Origin of the sequence: Paraglaciecola marina (genome assembly GCF_004360155.1) — a bacterium.
In the GTDB taxonomy this organism is placed as follows: Bacteria; Pseudomonadota; Gammaproteobacteria; order Enterobacterales; family Alteromonadaceae; genus Paraglaciecola; species Paraglaciecola marina.
Genome location: NZ_SAIS01000009.1, coordinates 14666 through 33136 on the forward strand (window position 1 = coordinate 14666; position 18471 = coordinate 33136).

An 18471-nucleotide genomic window follows, 5' to 3' on the forward strand; every position below is an offset into this window, starting at 1 on the left:
ACTCAATGTAGCAAGTTTTACTCTTGCTAGACAACCTTAATATGATGATTATATTGAAAAAAGAATTTGATATAATGTTATTGGTTATCAATTGATATACAAGAGTTCGTATACTAATACATGGTTGGAAATGATAAATGAGTTTTGGAAGTAAAAAAGAAATTAGACGCTCAAATATATTGATGGCGTTGGAAGCTTTAATGATTGGCTATGTCGGGTATTTAGCATCTTTACTGATAAAACATTATTTAAACGAATCTTATAACATTATTCCAACAATAGACTTTTTTGTACAAATTGGTTTCTTTACAATTTTGGTAGTTGTGTCTGCACTTTCAGTGGGCTTATATGAGTCTAAGCTTCGTGAAACGTTCCGAGGAATTATAAGGCGCATTTTTGTTAGTGTGGCAATAGGGTACTTTGTTACCGAAGTAATAAGCAGTAGCTTGTTTCAAAGCACTGAAATTAGTGAGTTTTACCTTCCTATCTATGCTGGCTTCACGATTGTTGCTATGGTTTTTCTTCGCTATTTCGTGAATAGACTTGGCATTCTCGGTCTTGGTCAGGCAAAAATTATTGTTATTGGGGCGGGTGAGAGAGCCTCTATCATTGAAAAAAGAATGCGACGTGAAGTGGATAGGTTTGGTTTTGAACTGGTAGGCTTTATTCCTATTCCTGGTGATAACAGGGAAGAAGGCATACAGAATGAAAAGCTTATTCATGTCAGAATTGATGAAAATTTTAGAAACTTTATTACTGATAACGATATCGATGAAGTCATTATTGCCTGTGATCAAAGGCGCGGTACATTGCCGGTTGAAATCCTATTTGACTGTCGTTTAAGAGGAGTGGAAGTCACTGACCTTTTAGACTTTATGGAGCGTGAAACGGGCCAAATTGTCGTAAATCTAATGTATCCAAGCTGGGTAATTTATTCAAACGGCTTCAACTCTCAAAACTATTTAAGAGACGCTCTGGATTACACAGTTAATTGTCTTCTGGCTACTATAGTATTGTTAATGACTTGGCCTTTTATGTTGATAACCGCTTTGATTATCTTTTTTGAAGATATAAAAGTTAAAGGTGCTTCTGTTTTTTATAAACAAGAAAGAGTCGGGCTCAATGGTCGTCTTTTCAAAATTATTAAATTTAGAAGTATGCGACCTGATGCAGAGAAAGACGGTGCTAAGTGGGCTACAACAAATGATTCAAGAGTAACTAAGACTGGAGCGTTTATTCGCAAATATCGAATTGATGAGTTGCCCCAGTTGTTAAATGTCTATCGTGGTGAAATGTCTTTTATCGGCCCCAGACCAGAGCGCCCTCAATTTGTAGAGCAATTGATTAGAGAAATTCCATACTATAATCAAAGGCATAATGTTAAGCCCGGTTTAGCTGGTTGGGCGCAACTTAACTATCCCTATGGAGCCAGTGTTGAAGACTCCATGGAAAAATTGAAGTTTGATCTTTATTACGTCAAACATCAAAGTGTGATGTTAGATATTTTGATTTTAATTCGTACTGTAGAAGTCGTGCTCTTTGGCAAAGGAAGATAATTGTGGCTATACCCATTCTTAATGCTATGACTGTCGATGTAGAAGATTTTTTTCATGTATCAGCATTCGAGTCCGTAATTGATCCTTCACAATGGAAAGAGTATCAACCTAGGGTTGATGTTAATACTCGCAGATTGTTAGAGTTGTTTGCCAAGTATAATGTAAAGTCTACTTTTTTTGTTCTAGGTTGGGTGGCTGAGCGTTTTCCTGAGCTTATCACTGAGATTCATCGCCAAGGTCATGAAATTGCTAGCCATGGTTATGCCCACAGAAGGGCAACTTCGCAAAGTCGGAATGAATTTAAAGAGGATGTTATGCGCTCCAAGGAGCACCTTGAAGGGCTTATTGGAGAGAGAGTGACAGGTTACCGGGCTCCCAGTTTTTCAATTGGATATGACAATGAATGGGCCTTTGAGGTATTGACAGAACTAGATTTTGGTTACAGCTCTAGTACCTACCCAGTTAAACACGACCTTTACGGTACACCTGACTGGCCGAGGTTTACCTACAAACGTAAAGAAGGAATTGTTGAAATTCCTATACCAACTTTAAAGTTTATGGGCAAACAAACACCTATCGGTGGTGGTGGATATTTTAGGCTCTATCCTTATGCATTGTCTAAATATTTAGTTTCTAGTTACCTTAAAAAAGAAAGACAACCCTATTCGTTTTATTTTCACCCTTGGGAAATAGATAGCGAACAGCCTCGCCTTGCTAGTGCGCCCCTTAAATCTAAGTTTAGACATTATGTAAATCTAGATAAAACATACGGCAAGTTGGAAAAGTTGTTACAGGACTTCTCATGGGGAACCATGAAAGATGTGTATAATATACCATCCAAATAAGGAGACTGTATTTTGAATGGAGGCTTAGTAGTAAACAGAGAGCAACCTCAATTTAAACCTGTCATTCTTAGCTTATTTGCGATTCTAGCCTGTTGGGTCTTTGTGTTTTGGCAAGGCCTGTCAACTGCTATTGATATTTGGCTTATTTCTGAAATTTTCAATCATTGTCTATTTGTATTGCCCGGTACTGCCTACCTTATATATTTGAAAAAAGACCAACTAGATCTTAATCAATTAAAACCTAATTATTTTGTTTTACCTTTATGTTTAGGTAGCTTGTTATTGTATGCAATAGGCCTTGCAGGTGACGTACAGTTATTTATGCATGTTGCAACCTTCACCTTTTTACCCCTAGTGTTGTGGGTTTATCTTGGCAATAAACTCGCCTTGCAAATACTATTTCCTCTGACTTTTATCTTGTTTTGCATTCCTGTTGGAGAGGAGTTAATTCCCACATTGCAAGAGGTCACGGCCGACTTATCCATGGTTATGTTGAATTGGACGGGTATTCCTATTTATAGAAGCGGTTTGTATATCGAAATTCCCCAAGGCAGGTTTTTGGTCGCAGAGGCTTGCTCTGGAATTAGCTTTTTTATTGCTTCCATCGTCATAGGCTCCTTATATTCATATCTTAATTTGAGAAGCAATACACGGCGTATCGGCTTTATGCTTATATCTATTATTTTCCCGGTAATAGCAAATGCAATACGTGTATTTGGTATTATTCTAACGGGGTATTTGTCTAATATGGAGCATGCAGTAGGAGCCGACCACTTAATTTATGGTTGGATATTCTTTTCTTTGGTTATTGTATGTTTATTGGCAATTGGAGAGTTAGTTCGAGAAAATCATAGTAACCCCGTAATCAATACAGAAAAAACAGAGCCTTCCTCCAAGGTCAATGTGAAAGGTTGTTATCAAGCATCAGCCATTACCATAATTATTATGTTCGCCTTCTTTGTTTGGTTTAATTCAATTAATACTCAATTAAGTTTACGTGATACAACAGGTCATAACCTAAAAGCCTTGTTAATGACAGAGCAATCTATACCTTCAACTAATTATGAAAGTACATGGAAACCAGAATTTAACCTGCCTTATCAAGAATTTCAGTTTTTGAAAAAATTGAATGGTATACCAGTAGATTTATATATTGTGTGGTACCCAAAAGGTCATGGAGAGTTAATTAGTTCTCTTAATAGGTTATATTCTCAGAAAGTATGGACGTTAGAAAGTAAAAGCTCTTATCAGCTTGATGACAATCTCAATATCGATTTATCTATGATTGTTAACCCTCATGGAAAGCGGTTATTAAGTTATTGGTATGTTGTCGATGGTAAGGTGTTTACCAATAACCGAATGGCTAAACTCTATGAAATTTATAAAATATTAATGGGTAGTTATATGGGGAGTGGTTTAATCGCAATCTCTCAAACCACTGATGCTGTATCTATAGAACAAGATAAGCTTTATTTTAGCCGTTTAACTCAAGATAATTTCGTAGAGTTAAGTCAATATTTTGATTTTTAAAAAGTCAGGTTTACCGATGCAAGCATTTCAACTTTTCCCCTCTGGAGTCAATTATATTTTGACTACTCTGCAAAAAACTGAGTGGCGAGGAAAGTATAAGGTGTTTGTTTGGTTATCTAAACTTTTTCCCAATAAAGTAATTGTACATAACATAGATAATAGACGATTTTGTGTACCCGTGAGTGAATGGTGTTTTTGGCTAGAAAAGGGTCCAGAAAATTACTATCTAGGTGAATTTTTGCCTTTTTGTGATGTGTTGAACAATCTAAAGGCTCCTTTTACCTTTTTTGATTTAGGGGCTGACATCGGTGTAGTGTCATCATTAATAATTTCTCATTGCTCTAAAGTGAAGAATATAATTGCTATTGAACCAAACCCACATTCATTTCAAATATTGAAAGCCAACTTAAAAGAAATGGGTAAACCATATGAGTGTAAACAGGCTGCAGTCTCTAATTTTGATGGGAATGCTAAGTTCTACTTTAATGAGAATCGCTCGAATGATCATGAGGGTTATATCGATGAAACTAGAGAGGGCGCAACAGAGGTTCTTACATTAGATGTATGGTATTCGGGAAAAAACGCTGGTTTTTTGGAAAATACATTAGTATTCAAGATCGATGTGGAAGGGCAAGAGCTAGCTGTATTCGAAGGAGCCAAACGTTTAATTTCGCAAGCTAAATCTTGTATTGTTTTATTAGAGATACATCCTGATGTGCTAGAGAGAATTGGGCAGACTCCTGAAGATATTTTTATTGCGGCTGAAAATACTGCGTGCTTTAAATGGTTTGTACCTGAATTGGGAAATAAGCCAATAGCCCGAAACTCTGCTTTTTATGAACAATTTGAATTAAAGCAGTACGATGTAATTGGTGTATCTCAAAATGGTGATATTTGAAACGTAAGTTGATAACAAGTGCGGCTTTTTCTAGTGGAGCTAAATTTTTAAGTCGCGTCATCGGATTAATTAGTACGCTTATCCTAGCGCGTATTCTCACACCAACAGATTTTGCAATGATAGCTATTATTGCAATTGTCATACATCTCTTCGATATACTGTCCCATACAGGGGCTGAGCAATATATAGTCCAAAAGTCTAACGTATATGACGAAGACTTAAATACCGCATGGACCTTGGATCTTTTATTAAAAGTGTTGGTATGTTTCTTATTAGTTATTTTGGCTCCATTCATCACCACTTTCTTTGATAAACCTGAGCTTACCATTGTTATACAAGTCGCTTCGACTACGCTTATTTTTAATGCCTTAAGAACCCCAGGGTTATTACTATTAAAGAGGGGGTTAGAGTATAAAAAAATATTTTATCTATCCTTAGTGCAAAGAATTATTAGTTTTATCATTGTTATTTTTGTTGCTTTTTACTGGCGTAATTACTGGGCTTTTGTGGTGGCTGACATGGTTGGAGCAATAGTTTTTACTATAGGCAGTTACAGGATCCACACTTATCGTCCTTCTTTAAGTTTAATTAAGGTGAGTGAGCAGTGGCTTTTTTCTAAATGGCTTTTAGGTAAATACATTGTCGGTTATTTAGGCTCGCAAGTTGATACTGTACTTGTTGCTAAGTTTTTTGGAAATATCCAATTAGGTAATTACCATATGGCAAGAGATGTCGCTATGTTGCCTGGACATAATATTATAGGGCCAGCCATTGAGCCTCTTTTAGCCGACTTTAAAGATTATAAAAATACTCCCAATAAACTGGGTAGAAGAGTAAGTAAGGTATTGTGTCTCGTAGCTTTCATTGTCGTTCCTATCACTTCTTATATGCTTCTTTACCCTAGCTTGATTATAGATGTATTGCTAGGTAAGCAATGGGTAATAGCAGGTGAATTGCTTGGTGTTATGTCATTATTATTCTTTTACTATTGTTTTCTCTTGGTTATTGAAAGTGCTTTGACGGCTATAGGTCGAGTGAGAGTTCTTTTTTACTTTGATATTTTTAGTTTGATTTTGGTTGTAGTTACGCTACTGACTTATTTACAAATGTTTAATGATTTACATCTTACTGTATGGTTGCGAGTGTTGATTGGCCTTACATTAACATTCTTGATTACAATGATATTGCATTCTTTTGTACCGCTTAAGTTTATACAAGTTGGCATCACACTAGTATTATCAGCTGGGATATCTGGTATCTCTTTAGCTTTAAGTTATTGGATAACAATGCAGATAGAGATAGGTCAAGTGATGATGCTTTTAGTCTCAGGGTCAATATTTTGCGCTACATATACAGTTGTAACTGTTACCTTGTTGCCCATGCTAATGGGGACTACTTTAGGTAATCTTATAAAAAAGTATCGTTAAGCTGAATTTTTAGAAATAGTGCTGTGCCTCTGAGTTGGATAGTGTTGCTATGGCCCTTTGCCAGAAATGCTATCCTGCTTTTGGGGTTTTAGCTTTTGCTTTGTAATAATGTCATATTCTCTTGAAACTCGGTCGCTTACCGCCGATTCTTTTAAACTTCTCTACTTCTGATTATTTTAGCTGGGTTACCGGCAACGATTGCATAGTCTGGCACTTCGTTCACCACTACAGAGCCAGCCGCTACTACACATTTTTTTCCGACACTAGCCATAATTATCGAGCCGTTTCCTAACCAGCTATCCTCTCCAATAGTCACTTTTTCAAACTTGCCTCCTTGATCCTTTAATGGGGTGTTAATATCATCAAAATTATGTTGGCCTTTTCCACTTAGTATGTGTACCCCACTGCCTATTAAACAGTTTCTGTTAATAGTCGATTTTCCGATGTTGCATTGAGGGCCAATATAAGTACCTGAGTATATTTCGGTGTCTTGTTGAGAAAATAAAGTGCCAAATCCTACTACTACGTCGTTATCGCAATAGGTCATTGCAAATCTATAAAATGCGGCTCTTAGATATACACCAAACATACCTGGGAAAAGACTGAAGAATTGTCCAAAACTGGAAAACAAACCATCTGCAGAGCCAACTAAAGATAATAGCCAAAACAAACAATATATCGGTAACGCTAATAATTTGAATAAAATATGGGCTGCGGATTTTAATATGTTTTTCATTAGCTATTTTGGACCTTAACGCTTGTAACTTCGTTTAAAACTCTATCAAAAGGAGCAAGCACTCCCTCCCAAGCGTAATGTTGTTGTATTATTGCTAATGCATTGCCTGCAATTTTTTGGCTTAGTGCTTTATCTAACGTTAGGGTTGCAATTTCATTTATAAAGTCTTCCGGTGTATTTGCAAGTAATATGCTTTCTTTGTCTTTACACCTTATGCCTTCTGCTCCCATCTTGGTAGATATTACCGGTATACCACAAGCGAATGCTTGTAACACTTTATTCTGCACGCCACGTGCGATCCTAAAGGGTCCTATAAAGATGGTAGCTTGGTGAAAATATGGCAAAATATCATCAACAAAACCAGTGACAATAATTCCCTTCTGTTTACTTAAATTATTTACTTTATCAGATGGCGACATTCCGACAATATAAAATTTTGCTTCAGGCCATTTCGCTAATACTTGAGACCAAGCGTTTTCAACAAACCATACAACAGCATCGACATTTGGTGCGTAATTCATTACACCTGTAAAAAGTAATACCGGTTGTTCTGAATGGATAGGGAGGAGAGCCGGTTTAAAAGTCTGAGTATCCATCCCGTTTTCAACAGCAAAAATATTATCTGTATTAGGCGCCCCTTTGTTGAACAGCTCTTTCTCAGTATTGGTAATAAAAAAGCAGGCATCAAAACGTTCAGCAATATTAATTTCGAACTTGCTGATTAGTCTAGTTTCACGTTGATAAACCCATTTCATTGGTAAGGTTGAACGTTCAGAATATTGTCGCCATTTGTCTGAATCTAAATCCATAAAATCCATCAAAAGGGCGGGGCATGGGTTTTCTGCAAGCCAATGACTTTTAAAAATGTATTCAGCCATACTAGAAGCTGTACATACTATGGCATCGAATTTTTTGTTTTTGACTAGTTTATCAAAAGTCTGTTGTAAGTTTTTGCTATAAAAATTAGCCACACTAAGGGCTTTGCCTTTTACTAAACCAGTACTTAGCCGAAGTAGTTTGTTAGATAGCTTTACACCATCGGCTACCTGGCAATATTGCTGCTCTAGTGTTTTAAAAAAATCGAGTTCTTGCTCTTCTTCAAATGGGGCTAGTACATGAATGTTATGTCCACTATCACCAAGAAATTTAAGTTGATTAAAGGTTCGTATTTTTTCCCCTTTATTAGGTGGAAAAGGCACTCTGTGAGACAAAAATAAGATATTCATTATCGTGGATTCACTTGTTTTGATTGGTTAAGAACGACTTATTTCGTTAATGTTAAGTCTTCACCGATTTATTGCTGACAAGAAAAAACAATAACATAAAAAACAGACTACTCACTCGGCTAGAATCCAGTGGGTCGCCAAACAGCCCAAACGCTAGGTAAGCTAATATTATACTTGCGATTGCCCCATTTAAAGGTTGGCTCTCTATGGGGCTGGCAATCACTTTTTTGGTCGCAATCCCTAACATAATTACAAACAGCAGACTACCTATTGCACCTAACTGATAGAATACGGATAAATATATGTTTTTTATGTGCCATGGTAAATGTTCAAAATCATGGTAGAAGAACCAATGGTCAGTTCCTTTAGAAAAGTGACTATTAGTAACAGTTGACTCCAAGCTATCATCTAATAACTCAATACTCTTTATCGCTAGTGGGGCTGGCCCTTTCTTGTATCTTAGTAGCATAACAGTAGGTAGGCGCTTAATGCCTATATTAGAGCCAACTGTTTTACTGTTGATGATTGTTGAAATTGATAGTGTATCTTCGCTAGAGGGAATTTTAATTCTCTGAGCTTCGCAGTTTACCGCCCAATATTCGAAGATGATTAAATTTCGTTCGCATAAAGAGGCGACTAATTCAGTTTTAGTAGTGATGGAATGTGGTTCGAGTTCAATGTTCAATCTGTATTGAGTGTTTGGTTTTAAATCAAGTCGTTGTCCAAAAGCTAAATCTTCGCCTGGGCCAAGCAGTAGAGTGTTCTCTTTTCCGTTTGTTGTTAATGTATAGCTTCCAATACGACGAACCAAGTCAGGTTGATTGGTCACATAATTTAAAGGAAAACTGCCTAAGCCATTGCCCATAACCATATCTTTAAAAGACCACTGAGAAGAGTCAATAACGGTGTTCCAATGGGCTACCCTAGTATCTAAATCTCTTGATGTGGTGTCCATTCTCATTTGAATTCGCGTGCCACCAATAGCAACAGTCAATATTGCTGAAATTATAATAATGGCTAAGTGATGGTAAAAAGGAGTGTTACCTTTTTGTAATGAGGGAGAATTAGCAATAAATATAGTGATAATGATGCCGCTTAAGGCAACAAATAACAAAAACATATTATCATTTGTTTTTTCTACCCATTTACTATCATAAAAGCTATCAATGCAAATATAAATAATTAGAATATTTATCATTAGAATTATGGGCCAATAGGCTTGTTTTACCTTAGCTCTATATTGATTCACTAGCATGGTTAGGATTAGGCCGAGGGCTGCAGCGCCAATGACGTAATAACCTGTTTGTGCATAAGCAAACCAAACACTGATGATATAAACACCATAAGTGCATAATTTGAAGATAGGGAATGAGCTCATTTGATTTTTTTTTGCTTTTAATTCCCAAGCAAAATGCATAGTGGCAAAAGCTAGTAGACCAACAGCAGTGGCTACATATGTTGCGCGAGTGAAACCTACCAAAACACAATATAAAATGCTAAGTAGTCCAACTAGAGCGAACACTTTGGCTTTATGAGACTTAAACACATAAACGCCTAACAAATTAATTGGGGCAAGTAGTAAGAATATACCATCTAAACTCTCTCCTCCTGTATGCATATCAGCCATGACTCCTGTCATGCGATAGGCACCAGAAAAGTTTAGAAATGAATGAGCAACTTTCATCCAAGGGGTGTGATCAAGCAAGGCTCCAAAAGTCTTTCTTTCCCACAGTGCAATAATAAAAAGTAATATAGAGGTTAATACTGCGGCAAAAACCAGATAGGACACAACTAATTTTCTATCTTGTTGGCAATGCTTTATTAGGAGCCAACAAAGGCTTGACCCATAGGCTATACCTTTTGTCACAGAGAAGGGGTAGGCCTCTGAAAAATAAAAGTTTTGGGTTGTGGGGCCAAACAACGTAGCAAGTGGGACATGGGTGATGGATATCAAACAAAAAGCAGTAAAAATATAAGGGACTAACATATTGTATGTTTGTCCTAGGTTTGGTGATCTAAGTGTATTCAATAGTCCTACTGCAACGGTAATCAACATGAACATATCGTGTTCGTTAAAGATAAACCTACCGCTCCACGGAGATAAGCTTAAACCAACTGTAATTAACGGTAGAATAATTATCCAGCTCAGTGGCTTGTAAAATAATAAACCCACATAAAGTATGATTGCAATTAGTAGAGATATTTGAGCAATGGGAAAATACCATAGGGCGCATAATGACAAAGCTGCAAGAAAGATACTGGGTGTAATAACACAGATTTTCATGCTGGTCGATATCGAAGTAGGAGCACTGATAGTCAAACTTATTCCTTCTTATTTTAAATAAAGTTCTATACAGATTAAACGATAATATGCGCGTTCTTCCAACTCTAGCCTGCACAACCTATCATTGAACGCATTATTGCATAAGGACATTATGCCAGACAGTGAAAAAGTTGTTTTAATGTCATTCTGTGTTACTAGAGGTCTCAGTGGCAATTCGGATGAGTTTAATTAAAGGGTGTAGATTGTATATACATATTGTCAAGCTAAGAGATTAAGGTCGTTTTATAATCTTATCGAGTGTCAGTTCTATGCATACTTGAAAGTTGACATAATGACTGACATTTTGGAGTAGAGTGAATGGAAGGGTAAGATATTTGTTTATGTTGAATCACTATGATTGAATTAAACAGAATCTTATATTGTGGCGTTAAGTCTATTTAGGTTATTACCTTATCTTGGCGTATCGAGACTCTAGTATCGAATAATATAATGAAACTTTAAGTTACACTGCTATGATTTATCATGAAAGTTATTGCAGTAGGAGCGAAGTTCATGTTGTCAATTTATTATGAATGAAAGCGATTTTTAGTTGAGTTATCGAATATTGACATCACTCAAAAGTATTTAAAATTAATTTTTAGACAATGCAAAGCGTTTAAGTTTACAGAAGTAAGATGATTACAAAATGATTAGTGTTTTAATGTTTTATGGAACGTTCATAGCGTGCATTGCTCTAGCTTTCCGAAAGTCAGCCGTGTTTATTTTTGTATTGTATCAAGGCGTTTATTTTTTTAATCCTGCCACAAAATGGTGGGGGAAAAGTATTCCAGATCTTAGTTATTCTTTCTATATCGTTCTTTCATTGATATTAATCGTAATGATGAATTTTTCTAAAATAATTGAAAATAACCCATTGAAAGTCCCACAATTACGTTGGTTATATATAGTTGTCTTGTTATATGTTATCGCTTCAGTCTACGCTGTGTTGCCTGTACCACATTCAATTGCAGTAGAGGCTTTTGTCACTTTAGCAGTAATTGTTTCATTGGGGTACATTCTTTGTGACACTGAGAAAAAGTTAGATTATTTAATCTATGGCTATCTGTATGGGGCATTTTATCTATCATTTTACGTATTTCAGTTTGGTCGTAATTCAGGCAGCCGTGTTGAAGGTGTGGGAATGGTCGATGCCCCAGATTCTAATGGTGTTTCTGCAGCATTAGCACCCGCTGTGGTTTTGTGTCTTTATTATTTCTGGGTTAATTCTAACGTGAAAATTAAAGCCCTTTTTGCGATTACCGGAGTGTTTGTAGCTAATGCGCTAATACTAATAAATAGTAGAGGCGCTTTTCTTGGTGTGTCAGTAGGGCTTAGTGTGTTTATTTGGAGTATGTATTTCTCCTCTTTTCAGAGAAAAAATCAGAAACTTACCGTGATTGCTATCGTTATTTTAGGCCTAGCTGGCTCTACAGTTATTATTGATGATGGGTTTATCAAACGAATGCAAACATTAATGGTTGAAACAGAAGTAGACGAAGAAAAAGAGTCAGGTGCAACTCGAACTGCTTATTGGGTAGCCGCAATTGAAATGTCTAAAGATTACCCCTTTGGCGCAGGTCGAGCTGGTTTTAATTACTACGCACCTGTATATATTCCCGAAAATATTAATACGGGGAATAGTAAACATCGTTCTGTTCATTCCACTTGGTTCGAAACATTGAGTGAAATTGGTTACCCTGGAATAATCGCATTTATGATGATGTTATGGGGGGCCTATAAAACAACACAGGCAGCTAAGAAAAAATTAAAGGGTGTTGGGAATGTGGATGCGTATTTTAAAATACTTGCAATACAGTGTGCTCTTATTACCTTTATTGTAACAATGACATTTCTAAATAGGTTAAGAGCCGAAGTTTTATATTGGATTATTTTATATACAGCTTGTGTGTACAATGTGTACATTTTAAAACCTCAAGAAACAAAGAATGCAAATCCTGAGTAGATTGTTAGCAAGCATTGGTGTCGATAAATAACGGTTTTCGGTGTTAAAGGTGTAGTTGTTGTAATGAAGAATAAAAGTATGTATTTAACGTATAGGTTTATTAGCGTCTCACTCATTATTGTTGGAGCAACTTTGCTGACAATTAATCTTATTGGCTTAACTAAAAATATCCGAAGCGAGTTTGTCCACAAGACAGATACAAGGTTTGATAATGAGAAGCTGATAACATTTGAAGAAGCAATGGAAACATTACCTAAAGGTGATAAAGAACAGTCAGATGATTACTTATTAAGGCTTACAAAAGTCATATCAGAAAGCCTTTTGCATATTAACTGGCATGCAGAAGAAGATACAGATAGGTTTCATCAACTCATACCTATATGGGAAAACTATTTTATTTATTTCATGGGGAAGTTTTCTAACATTCCCGAGTATCAAAAATATCACTATGCTGATTATGAGCGCAGTATTAGAAGAGGAGTAGGTATCTGTGGTGATGCATCTATGGTGATGTCCCAATTACTTACTCAGTCTAATATAAAGAATAAAATAATTTCATTTCCTGGTCATGTTGTAGTCATGGCTCAAACCAGTGACAATAATGAAATAGTGTTGGATCCTGATTATGGCGTTGTATTACCTTATACACTCAGTGAAATAAACCAACAGCCTGCCCTAATAGGAGATTTTTATACACAAGCGGGATATAAAGCGTCTGATGTAAGAGTATTGCAGCGCATTTATGGTAACTCTTATCAAAAATGGAGTGGAGTTGAACACTTTATCACTAATAAATATTACTTTGAAAAATTAGCTTATGCTTTAAAGTGGCCTTTCCCTATTTTACTAGTTGTATTTGGACTATTTTTAATGAGATGGAATATGCGAATTACTTCCAATGTTCAAGATTGACGCCTAATAAGCTTTCCAGTTTTTCGATATCTTGTGTGAAATCTTTTTTGTATTCAGCTAGATCATTTTTGTTATTAGTTTTTGAATTGCCTTGAAATTTTTTCTTTATCAACTCAGAAAAAGGAGACTTTTTCACAAGTTCGATGATAAAACTTAAGCCTAGGCGGTTAAGTTTATCTTGTAAATCAGGCAGCACTATACGATTAATTCTCTGATTAATTTTCTCAGGAACGAAGTCAACGTTAACATCAATAAATTTATAAACGCTAGAAACAAAGTTCTCAGGTTGCTTACTGATATCATCGTAAAACTTAACTAAGACATGTTTATTACCAAATATTTCAAATACATTTTGTAAATGTTGTGATTGATTGCTTAGATATTTAATCACATTAAACTGCTGGTAAGCATCCTTGAAACTCAGACCTTGAAAAGGCCCCATAGAACTAAGTTGATAGTGAGAAAAGGCTCTAGACACGGGTTCACGTAAAATAAAAATAATTTTCACGTTAGGATAATGCTCTTTTATCCTTAATAACGCAGTTTTGTCGTGATAATAGTTTGGGGTAACTTCACCTACAACTAAGTTTTTATTGTTTTCATCGGCTTCTAAGAAATGGGACTGGTAGTACTCCAATCCTTTTTCATAATGGGTATTAAAAAAGTGTAATTCTTTTTGTTCAGGTACGAATACGTCAGGGTGTTCTGATAAACATTCATGTAGCCAAGTCGTTCCAGCTCTCTGTGAACCGATACAAATAAAATGGGGTTTTTCAATTGGCGAGTTCTTCTTCATAATTCAAAAATCTATCATTACTACACTTTTTATTAGTCTACGTCGTCAGCGGGAACAGTACAAATAGATATTTAAATGATGTAATCATAGTGAATTTTTAATATATTTTTCAAGTGATACATCACAAGTAATATAGCTTTGGGGGGACTTACAACAAAGTTTAGAATAGTTCTGTTGCTGGTTTGGCTGTCTATTGATGATAGGCTCCCTAATAGACGGCTGATCTAGTATTTTTTCACGTCTCTTTGATATCTATCAGAACCAAGTGTGTAGACATCATTATGCTGTAATAGCTTGACTGTAAAGCGCTTTAAGTAAACTTTTAATTTGTTGAGACGAGTAAATTCTAGTTTATCTTAAATTACCATCATAACTGTAAGACATCAGTTTAGTTGGTAAAACAGTTTGTAGTTAATAATGAAGTGTTCTTTTTGTGGATAAGTTTGATTTTAAATTTTTATAGTACATTGGATTAGATATGCCGAGTATGTATCTATAGTGCTTTAATTGGTATGGTAAAAAAAGGAGAAATCTCTAGAATGTAACAAGCTGATACACTTAATGACAACTGAGGCAATTCGCTCAATGCCGACATTATTTAGCCATATTTATACTTTTAGGCACAATACAGCCGTAATTAATGATAGCGGAGAGCATTATAGTTACGCGAAATTATATGCTGATGCAATAGTATGTACCGAACAGTTAGGGCAAGAGTCAAAGCTTGTTTTTATTAACGCTCGAAACAATTATTCAACAGTTGTTGCCTATGTAGCCTGTATGTTAGGAGGCCATCCTGTTTTATTAGTCGCTGCTGATAACCCTCAACAACTTGAAGAGCTCGTTAATTCATACCAGCCTAACTTCATTGTTAATACTCTTACAGACACACCTGAATTTAAAGTCTACAACTCGAAAACAGTTCAATTGCATAACGAGCTTTGTTTACTCTTGAGTACATCGGGATCGACAGGCTCTCCTAAATTAGTCAAGATATCACATAGCAATATTATATCTAATAGTGACGCTATCATTCGTTACTTAGAGGTAACCACTACTGACCGTGCTATTACCTCATTGCCTATTCATTATTCTTATGGGTTATCAATCTTAAATATTCATCTACGAGTAGGAGCTTCAATTGTCCTTACGGATTTGTCTGTGACAAATGAAAATTTTTGGAAAATTTACAAACAATTTAGCGTGACGAGTTTTTCTGGTGTGCCTTATAGTTTCCAAGCATTATTATCGGTCAATTTTGATTTCTCATCAGCTCCATCTACTCGTTATGTTACTCAAGCAGGAGGGAAATTATCTCAAAATGTTATATTGCATTTTGCTAATCAATTAAAACTCACCAACAAACTATTTTTTATAATGTACGGCCAAACTGAAGCATCCCCACGGATTAGTTATTTACCTCCAGATCAGGTATTTGAGCATTCAGATTGTATTGGTATTGCAATATATGGTGGTAGTTTAACGTTACATGACGATAAGGAAAAAGAGATTACGGACTCAGGAGTTGCTGGGGAGTTAATTTATCGCGGTCCTAACATAATGATGGGTTATGCACTTGGTCAGAATGATTTCGCTTCAATGGAGTATATGGAAGCCTTACATACTGGCGATATCGCATTAAGAAAAAGCAATGGGCTGTTTAAAATTATTGGTCGCGTGTCTCGTTTTGTTAAACCTTTTGGGATACGAGTTAATTTAGATGATATTCAAAATAACTTATCAAATACAGACGCCATCGTTGCTGTAACCGGAAATGATGAGAAAATATTAGTTGTAATTCAAACAGAGAACGAAACTTTAATTTCATCAATTTCTCATCAAATATCATTAAGTTATACATTGCCCCTTGAAGTTTTTCAAATCGAGATGGTAAGTACAATACCTAGATTATCAAACGACAAGTTTGACTATAAATATCTTCTAAAGCTATTTGTAGAAGATGTTAAGCAAAAATCAAATACACGGTTATTTTTAGATGAATTTAAAAAAGAAGTCCTTATATTATTAGGGGTAGCTGCACAGCCTTGGAACAGTGTTGCAGATATATATAGCTCTATTCTAAATAACCCTACATGCGATGATTTAAGTACGTTTAGGTCTCTCTCCGGTGACTCCTTATCATACGTTGCTGTTTCAAGTGCACTTAACCAATACCTTGGTAATTTACCTGACAACTGGCACAACATGAGTATTCAATCATTACAAGATTTAAGGTATGGCAATGAGTTTTAATTACTTTACTTCGTTTCGCACAATTGAAGTTACAGATTTCCTGAAAGCGTTAGGAATATGTTTAGTGGTACTTAATCACTCTAGTTGGCATAATCTAGAAGGTGGTCTTAATATCCTGATACTCATATCTGGACTAAATTTTGCGCGTTTTTCCTTAAAGAAAGGTAACACAGAACTAGCTGTAGATATTGCAAGGTTACTTAAAAAGTTATTGATACCCAGTTTATTACTAATGGGATTTTATAGTTTACTTTTCAATAAGTTTGATTGGAAAGAGATTATGCTAATTAGTAACTTTTTCTATACTCAAAAAATAGCTGCTTTCCCTGTTTGGTATGTACAAGTGATTACTCAGCTAATGTTAGTAATCGCCGTAAGCGCATTTATGTTCAATTTTGCTAAGTGGACTCGCATATCGCTTTTGGGTTTTAGCCTTGTAATGTTAATTTTTTCAATATTGATTCCACCATTTATAGATCAATATATAAGTAGTGCAGAGCTTTTTTGGAAGTTACCTCACTATATTGCTTGGAATTTTATATTGGGTTGGGTTGTGTGGGCATGTATTGAGGACGAAAATCAATCACCATTAAAATTATGTATATGTTGGTTACTGATTGTTATTAGTGCATTTATTGTGTTTCAAATATACCAAGATATCTCAATAAATCGATTTTTAATATTCTCTAGCTTCGCGACAGTGCTTTTATTGTTTAAAAAAATACAGGTACCAACAATTTTTTATCGACTAATTGTAATTTTAGCTAGTGCTGTGTTTTACATTTTCTTATTACACGGCGGTATCATGTATGTCATTCAAATTTTGATGAGAGACCATTTTAGTTATGCCACCATCGCTGTGTGTAAATTTTTTATATCAATATCATTATGCTGTATGCTTTTTATACTAATTACTGCGACTTTAAATGCTTTGAAGACCGTTAGAGAAAGTTCGAGTAAAATGAGTAACAACAACTAGCAAAATGGCTTAGTCAAGTATGATGACATCAGGTATTAGGGGGGAGTCTTAAATTTAGAGGGCTGATTATATCAACTCTATAATTTTACTTTTTTTTGCCTCTTAACTGGCTCTTTAAATAATTATATCCGCCATATATACGTTTCTTCCACTTGTAGATACTCCCATCAGTTGGCGCTTCATTATTGTCTTTATTAAAATATGATTTAACATCATGTGATAAATCCCAATAAATCATTTTTATGGCATTAAATTCAAAAGATATTAAGTATTTGACTAAAAAAGCTCCTTGGCCAATTAAGTAGTTTCTTTTTAAAGTAATCCTAGCGTCTTCTGAGCGACGGCCATGGTTATGATAAACAAACCAATCAGGGCAATAGATAATATCTTTTCCACTCAACCAAATGCGGTAATAATAGTCCGTGTCTTCCGCCGAGCCACATTTACTTCCTGCGCCAAGGTAGGTGTCAAACTTCCCTATTGTATCCATGACATCTTTTGAAAATAACATACAGCAACCATGTACAAACCCAAATAAGTTCAAACCACCTGTATATTTTTCGTGCTCTTTACTTGTTTTGATTGTTATTGGTAAGTCTTGATCGTTAAATAATTCAACTCGGCCACCAATCATCCCAGCATTTGGATATTGTTGAATACTCGTGAGCAGATTAATTAAAAAGCTTTCTGGTAAAACCAGATCATCGTCAATAGTGCAAATATAATCAGTGTTGACTGCAATTGCATCTATGGCTGCATTTCTGGCGTTACTTAAACCTTTTTTCTTTTGGTTTATATAAGATAATTCAAAAGGGCATTCAATAGTATCGACCAAGTTTTTGAGATTCCCATCCCCACTATTATCTACTAACAAAATACTGAAACTAATTTCGGTTGAGGGAGTTATTTGGGCGATTGAGTCGAAAAGGCGACGAATATCATTATGCCTGTTTAAGGTGGGAATGATGCCAACCAATTTCATTTATTGCCTACTCTATTGATGCTATGTTGCTAACTTGCCTAGTTT

Annotated in this window: 14 protein-coding genes; 9 read left to right on the plus strand and 5 right to left on the minus strand. The window is 35.5% G+C overall.

The features are described 5' to 3' along the window. The first annotated feature begins 137 nt into the window (after nt 1-137). From EOK74_RS13255 to EOK74_RS13275, 5 genes are read left to right on the plus strand one after another with little or no spacing between them, the layout of a single operon-like run. A complete protein-coding gene (locus EOK74_RS13255) occupies nt 138-1556 on the plus strand; it encodes a TIGR03013 family XrtA/PEP-CTERM system glycosyltransferase (RefSeq protein ID WP_133470502.1) in 1419 nt (472 codons plus the stop codon). A 26-nt stretch (nt 1557-1582) separates the two neighbouring features. After that, entirely contained in the window at nt 1583-2401 is an 819-nt protein-coding gene (locus EOK74_RS13260; protein ID WP_420818931.1) for an XrtA system polysaccharide deacetylase, read from the plus strand. 12 nt (nt 2402-2413) lie between these two features. After that, nucleotides 2414-3931: an exosortase A gene (gene xrtA, locus EOK74_RS13265; protein ID WP_133470504.1), complete on the plus strand. Its 1518-nt coding sequence runs from the start codon at nt 2414-2416 to the stop codon at nt 3929-3931. After that, the gene (locus EOK74_RS13270; RefSeq protein ID WP_239024116.1) at nt 3921-4829 is read left to right on the plus strand and encodes an FkbM family methyltransferase; all 909 of its coding nucleotides are present in this window, start codon (nt 3921-3923) and stop codon (nt 4827-4829) included. The genes xrtA and EOK74_RS13270 overlap by 11 nt, the downstream gene beginning before the upstream one ends. Then, nucleotides 4826-6256, plus strand: coding sequence for an oligosaccharide flippase family protein (locus EOK74_RS13275; protein ID WP_133470505.1), 1431 nt, complete (start codon nt 4826-4828; stop codon nt 6254-6256). Before EOK74_RS13270 ends, EOK74_RS13275 begins: the two co-directional genes overlap by 4 nt. A 151-nt stretch (nt 6257-6407) precedes the next feature. Here the strand turns inward: EOK74_RS13275 and EOK74_RS13280 are convergent, their stop codons facing one another. The 3 genes from EOK74_RS13280 to EOK74_RS13290 are packed head-to-tail and all read right to left on the minus strand — an operon-like array spanning nt 6408 to nt 10538. Continuing rightward, a complete protein-coding gene (locus EOK74_RS13280; protein ID WP_133470506.1) occupies nt 6408-6992 on the minus strand; it encodes an acyltransferase in 585 nt (194 codons plus the stop codon). After that, the gene (locus tag EOK74_RS13285; protein WP_133470507.1) at nt 6992-8218 is read right to left on the minus strand and encodes a TIGR03087 family PEP-CTERM/XrtA system glycosyltransferase; all 1227 of its coding nucleotides are present in this window, start codon (nt 8216-8218) and stop codon (nt 6992-6994) included. The genes EOK74_RS13280 and EOK74_RS13285 overlap by 1 nt, the downstream gene beginning before the upstream one ends. A 52-nt stretch (nt 8219-8270) precedes the next feature. Then, complete coding sequence (locus EOK74_RS13290) at nt 8271-10538, minus strand: hypothetical protein (protein ID WP_133470508.1); 2268 nt, start codon at nt 10536-10538, stop codon at nt 8271-8273. A gap of 649 nt (nt 10539-11187) precedes the next feature. Between EOK74_RS13290 and EOK74_RS13295 the strand changes: the two genes are divergently transcribed. Next, nucleotides 11188-12504 carry an O-antigen ligase family protein gene (locus EOK74_RS13295; protein WP_133470509.1) on the plus strand — a complete coding sequence of 439 codons (1317 nt, stop codon included), beginning with the start codon at nt 11188-11190 and terminating at the stop codon, nt 12502-12504. Nucleotides 12505-12567: 63 nt separating this feature from the next. Beyond that, the gene (locus EOK74_RS13300) at nt 12568-13416 is read left to right on the plus strand and encodes a hypothetical protein (RefSeq protein WP_133470510.1); all 849 of its coding nucleotides are present in this window, start codon (nt 12568-12570) and stop codon (nt 13414-13416) included. Here the strand turns inward: EOK74_RS13300 and EOK74_RS13305 are convergent. Beyond that, entirely contained in the window at nt 13394-14212 is an 819-nt protein-coding gene (locus EOK74_RS13305) for a sulfotransferase family protein (RefSeq protein WP_133470511.1), read from the minus strand. The genes EOK74_RS13300 and EOK74_RS13305 overlap by 23 nt on opposite strands. A gap of 585 nt (nt 14213-14797) precedes the next feature. On the opposite strand from EOK74_RS13305, the gene EOK74_RS13310 reads away from it, so the two are divergent. Together EOK74_RS13310 and EOK74_RS13315 are read left to right on the plus strand one after the other, a co-directional pair. Next, nucleotides 14798-16465 carry an AMP-binding protein gene (locus EOK74_RS13310; RefSeq protein WP_166638765.1) on the plus strand — a complete coding sequence of 556 codons (1668 nt, stop codon included), beginning with the start codon at nt 14798-14800 and terminating at the stop codon, nt 16463-16465. Further along, nucleotides 16455-17444: an acyltransferase family protein gene (locus tag EOK74_RS13315; protein WP_133470513.1), complete on the plus strand. Its 990-nt coding sequence runs from the start codon at nt 16455-16457 to the stop codon at nt 17442-17444. The genes EOK74_RS13310 and EOK74_RS13315 overlap by 11 nt, the downstream gene beginning before the upstream one ends. Before the next feature lie 85 nt (nt 17445-17529). On the opposite strand, the gene EOK74_RS13320 is transcribed toward EOK74_RS13315, so the two are convergent. Continuing rightward, entirely contained in the window at nt 17530-18426 is an 897-nt protein-coding gene (locus tag EOK74_RS13320; protein ID WP_133470514.1) for a glycosyltransferase family 2 protein, read from the minus strand. Nucleotides 18427-18471 lie beyond the last annotated feature (45 nt).

What these genes read in the sequence shown, in the direction of transcription:
- EOK74_RS13255 (WP_133470502.1), top strand. Translation starts at nt 138, where the DNA reads ATGAGTTTTGGAAGTAAAAAAGAAATTAGACGCTCAAATATATTGATG.
- EOK74_RS13260 (WP_420818931.1), top strand. Translation starts at nt 1,583, where the DNA reads ATGACTGTCGATGTAGAAGATTTTTTTCATGTATCAGCATTCGAGTCC.
- EOK74_RS13280 (WP_133470506.1), bottom strand. Translation starts at nt 6,992, where the DNA reads ATGAAAAACATATTAAAATCCGCAGCCCATATTTTATTCAAATTATTA.
- EOK74_RS13285 (WP_133470507.1), bottom strand. Translation starts at nt 8,218, where the DNA reads ATGAATATCTTATTTTTGTCTCACAGAGTGCCTTTTCCACCTAATAAA.
- EOK74_RS13295 (WP_133470509.1), top strand. Translation starts at nt 11,188, where the DNA reads ATGATTAGTGTTTTAATGTTTTATGGAACGTTCATAGCGTGCATTGCT.
- EOK74_RS13300 (WP_133470510.1), top strand. Translation starts at nt 12,568, where the DNA reads ATGAAGAATAAAAGTATGTATTTAACGTATAGGTTTATTAGCGTCTCA.
- EOK74_RS13305 (WP_133470511.1), bottom strand. Translation starts at nt 14,212, where the DNA reads ATGAAGAAGAACTCGCCAATTGAAAAACCCCATTTTATTTGTATCGGT.
- EOK74_RS13310 (WP_166638765.1), top strand. Translation starts at nt 14,798, where the DNA reads ATGCCGACATTATTTAGCCATATTTATACTTTTAGGCACAATACAGCC.
- EOK74_RS13315 (WP_133470513.1), top strand. Translation starts at nt 16,455, where the DNA reads ATGAGTTTTAATTACTTTACTTCGTTTCGCACAATTGAAGTTACAGAT.
- EOK74_RS13320 (WP_133470514.1), bottom strand. Translation starts at nt 18,426, where the DNA reads ATGAAATTGGTTGGCATCATTCCCACCTTAAACAGGCATAATGATATT.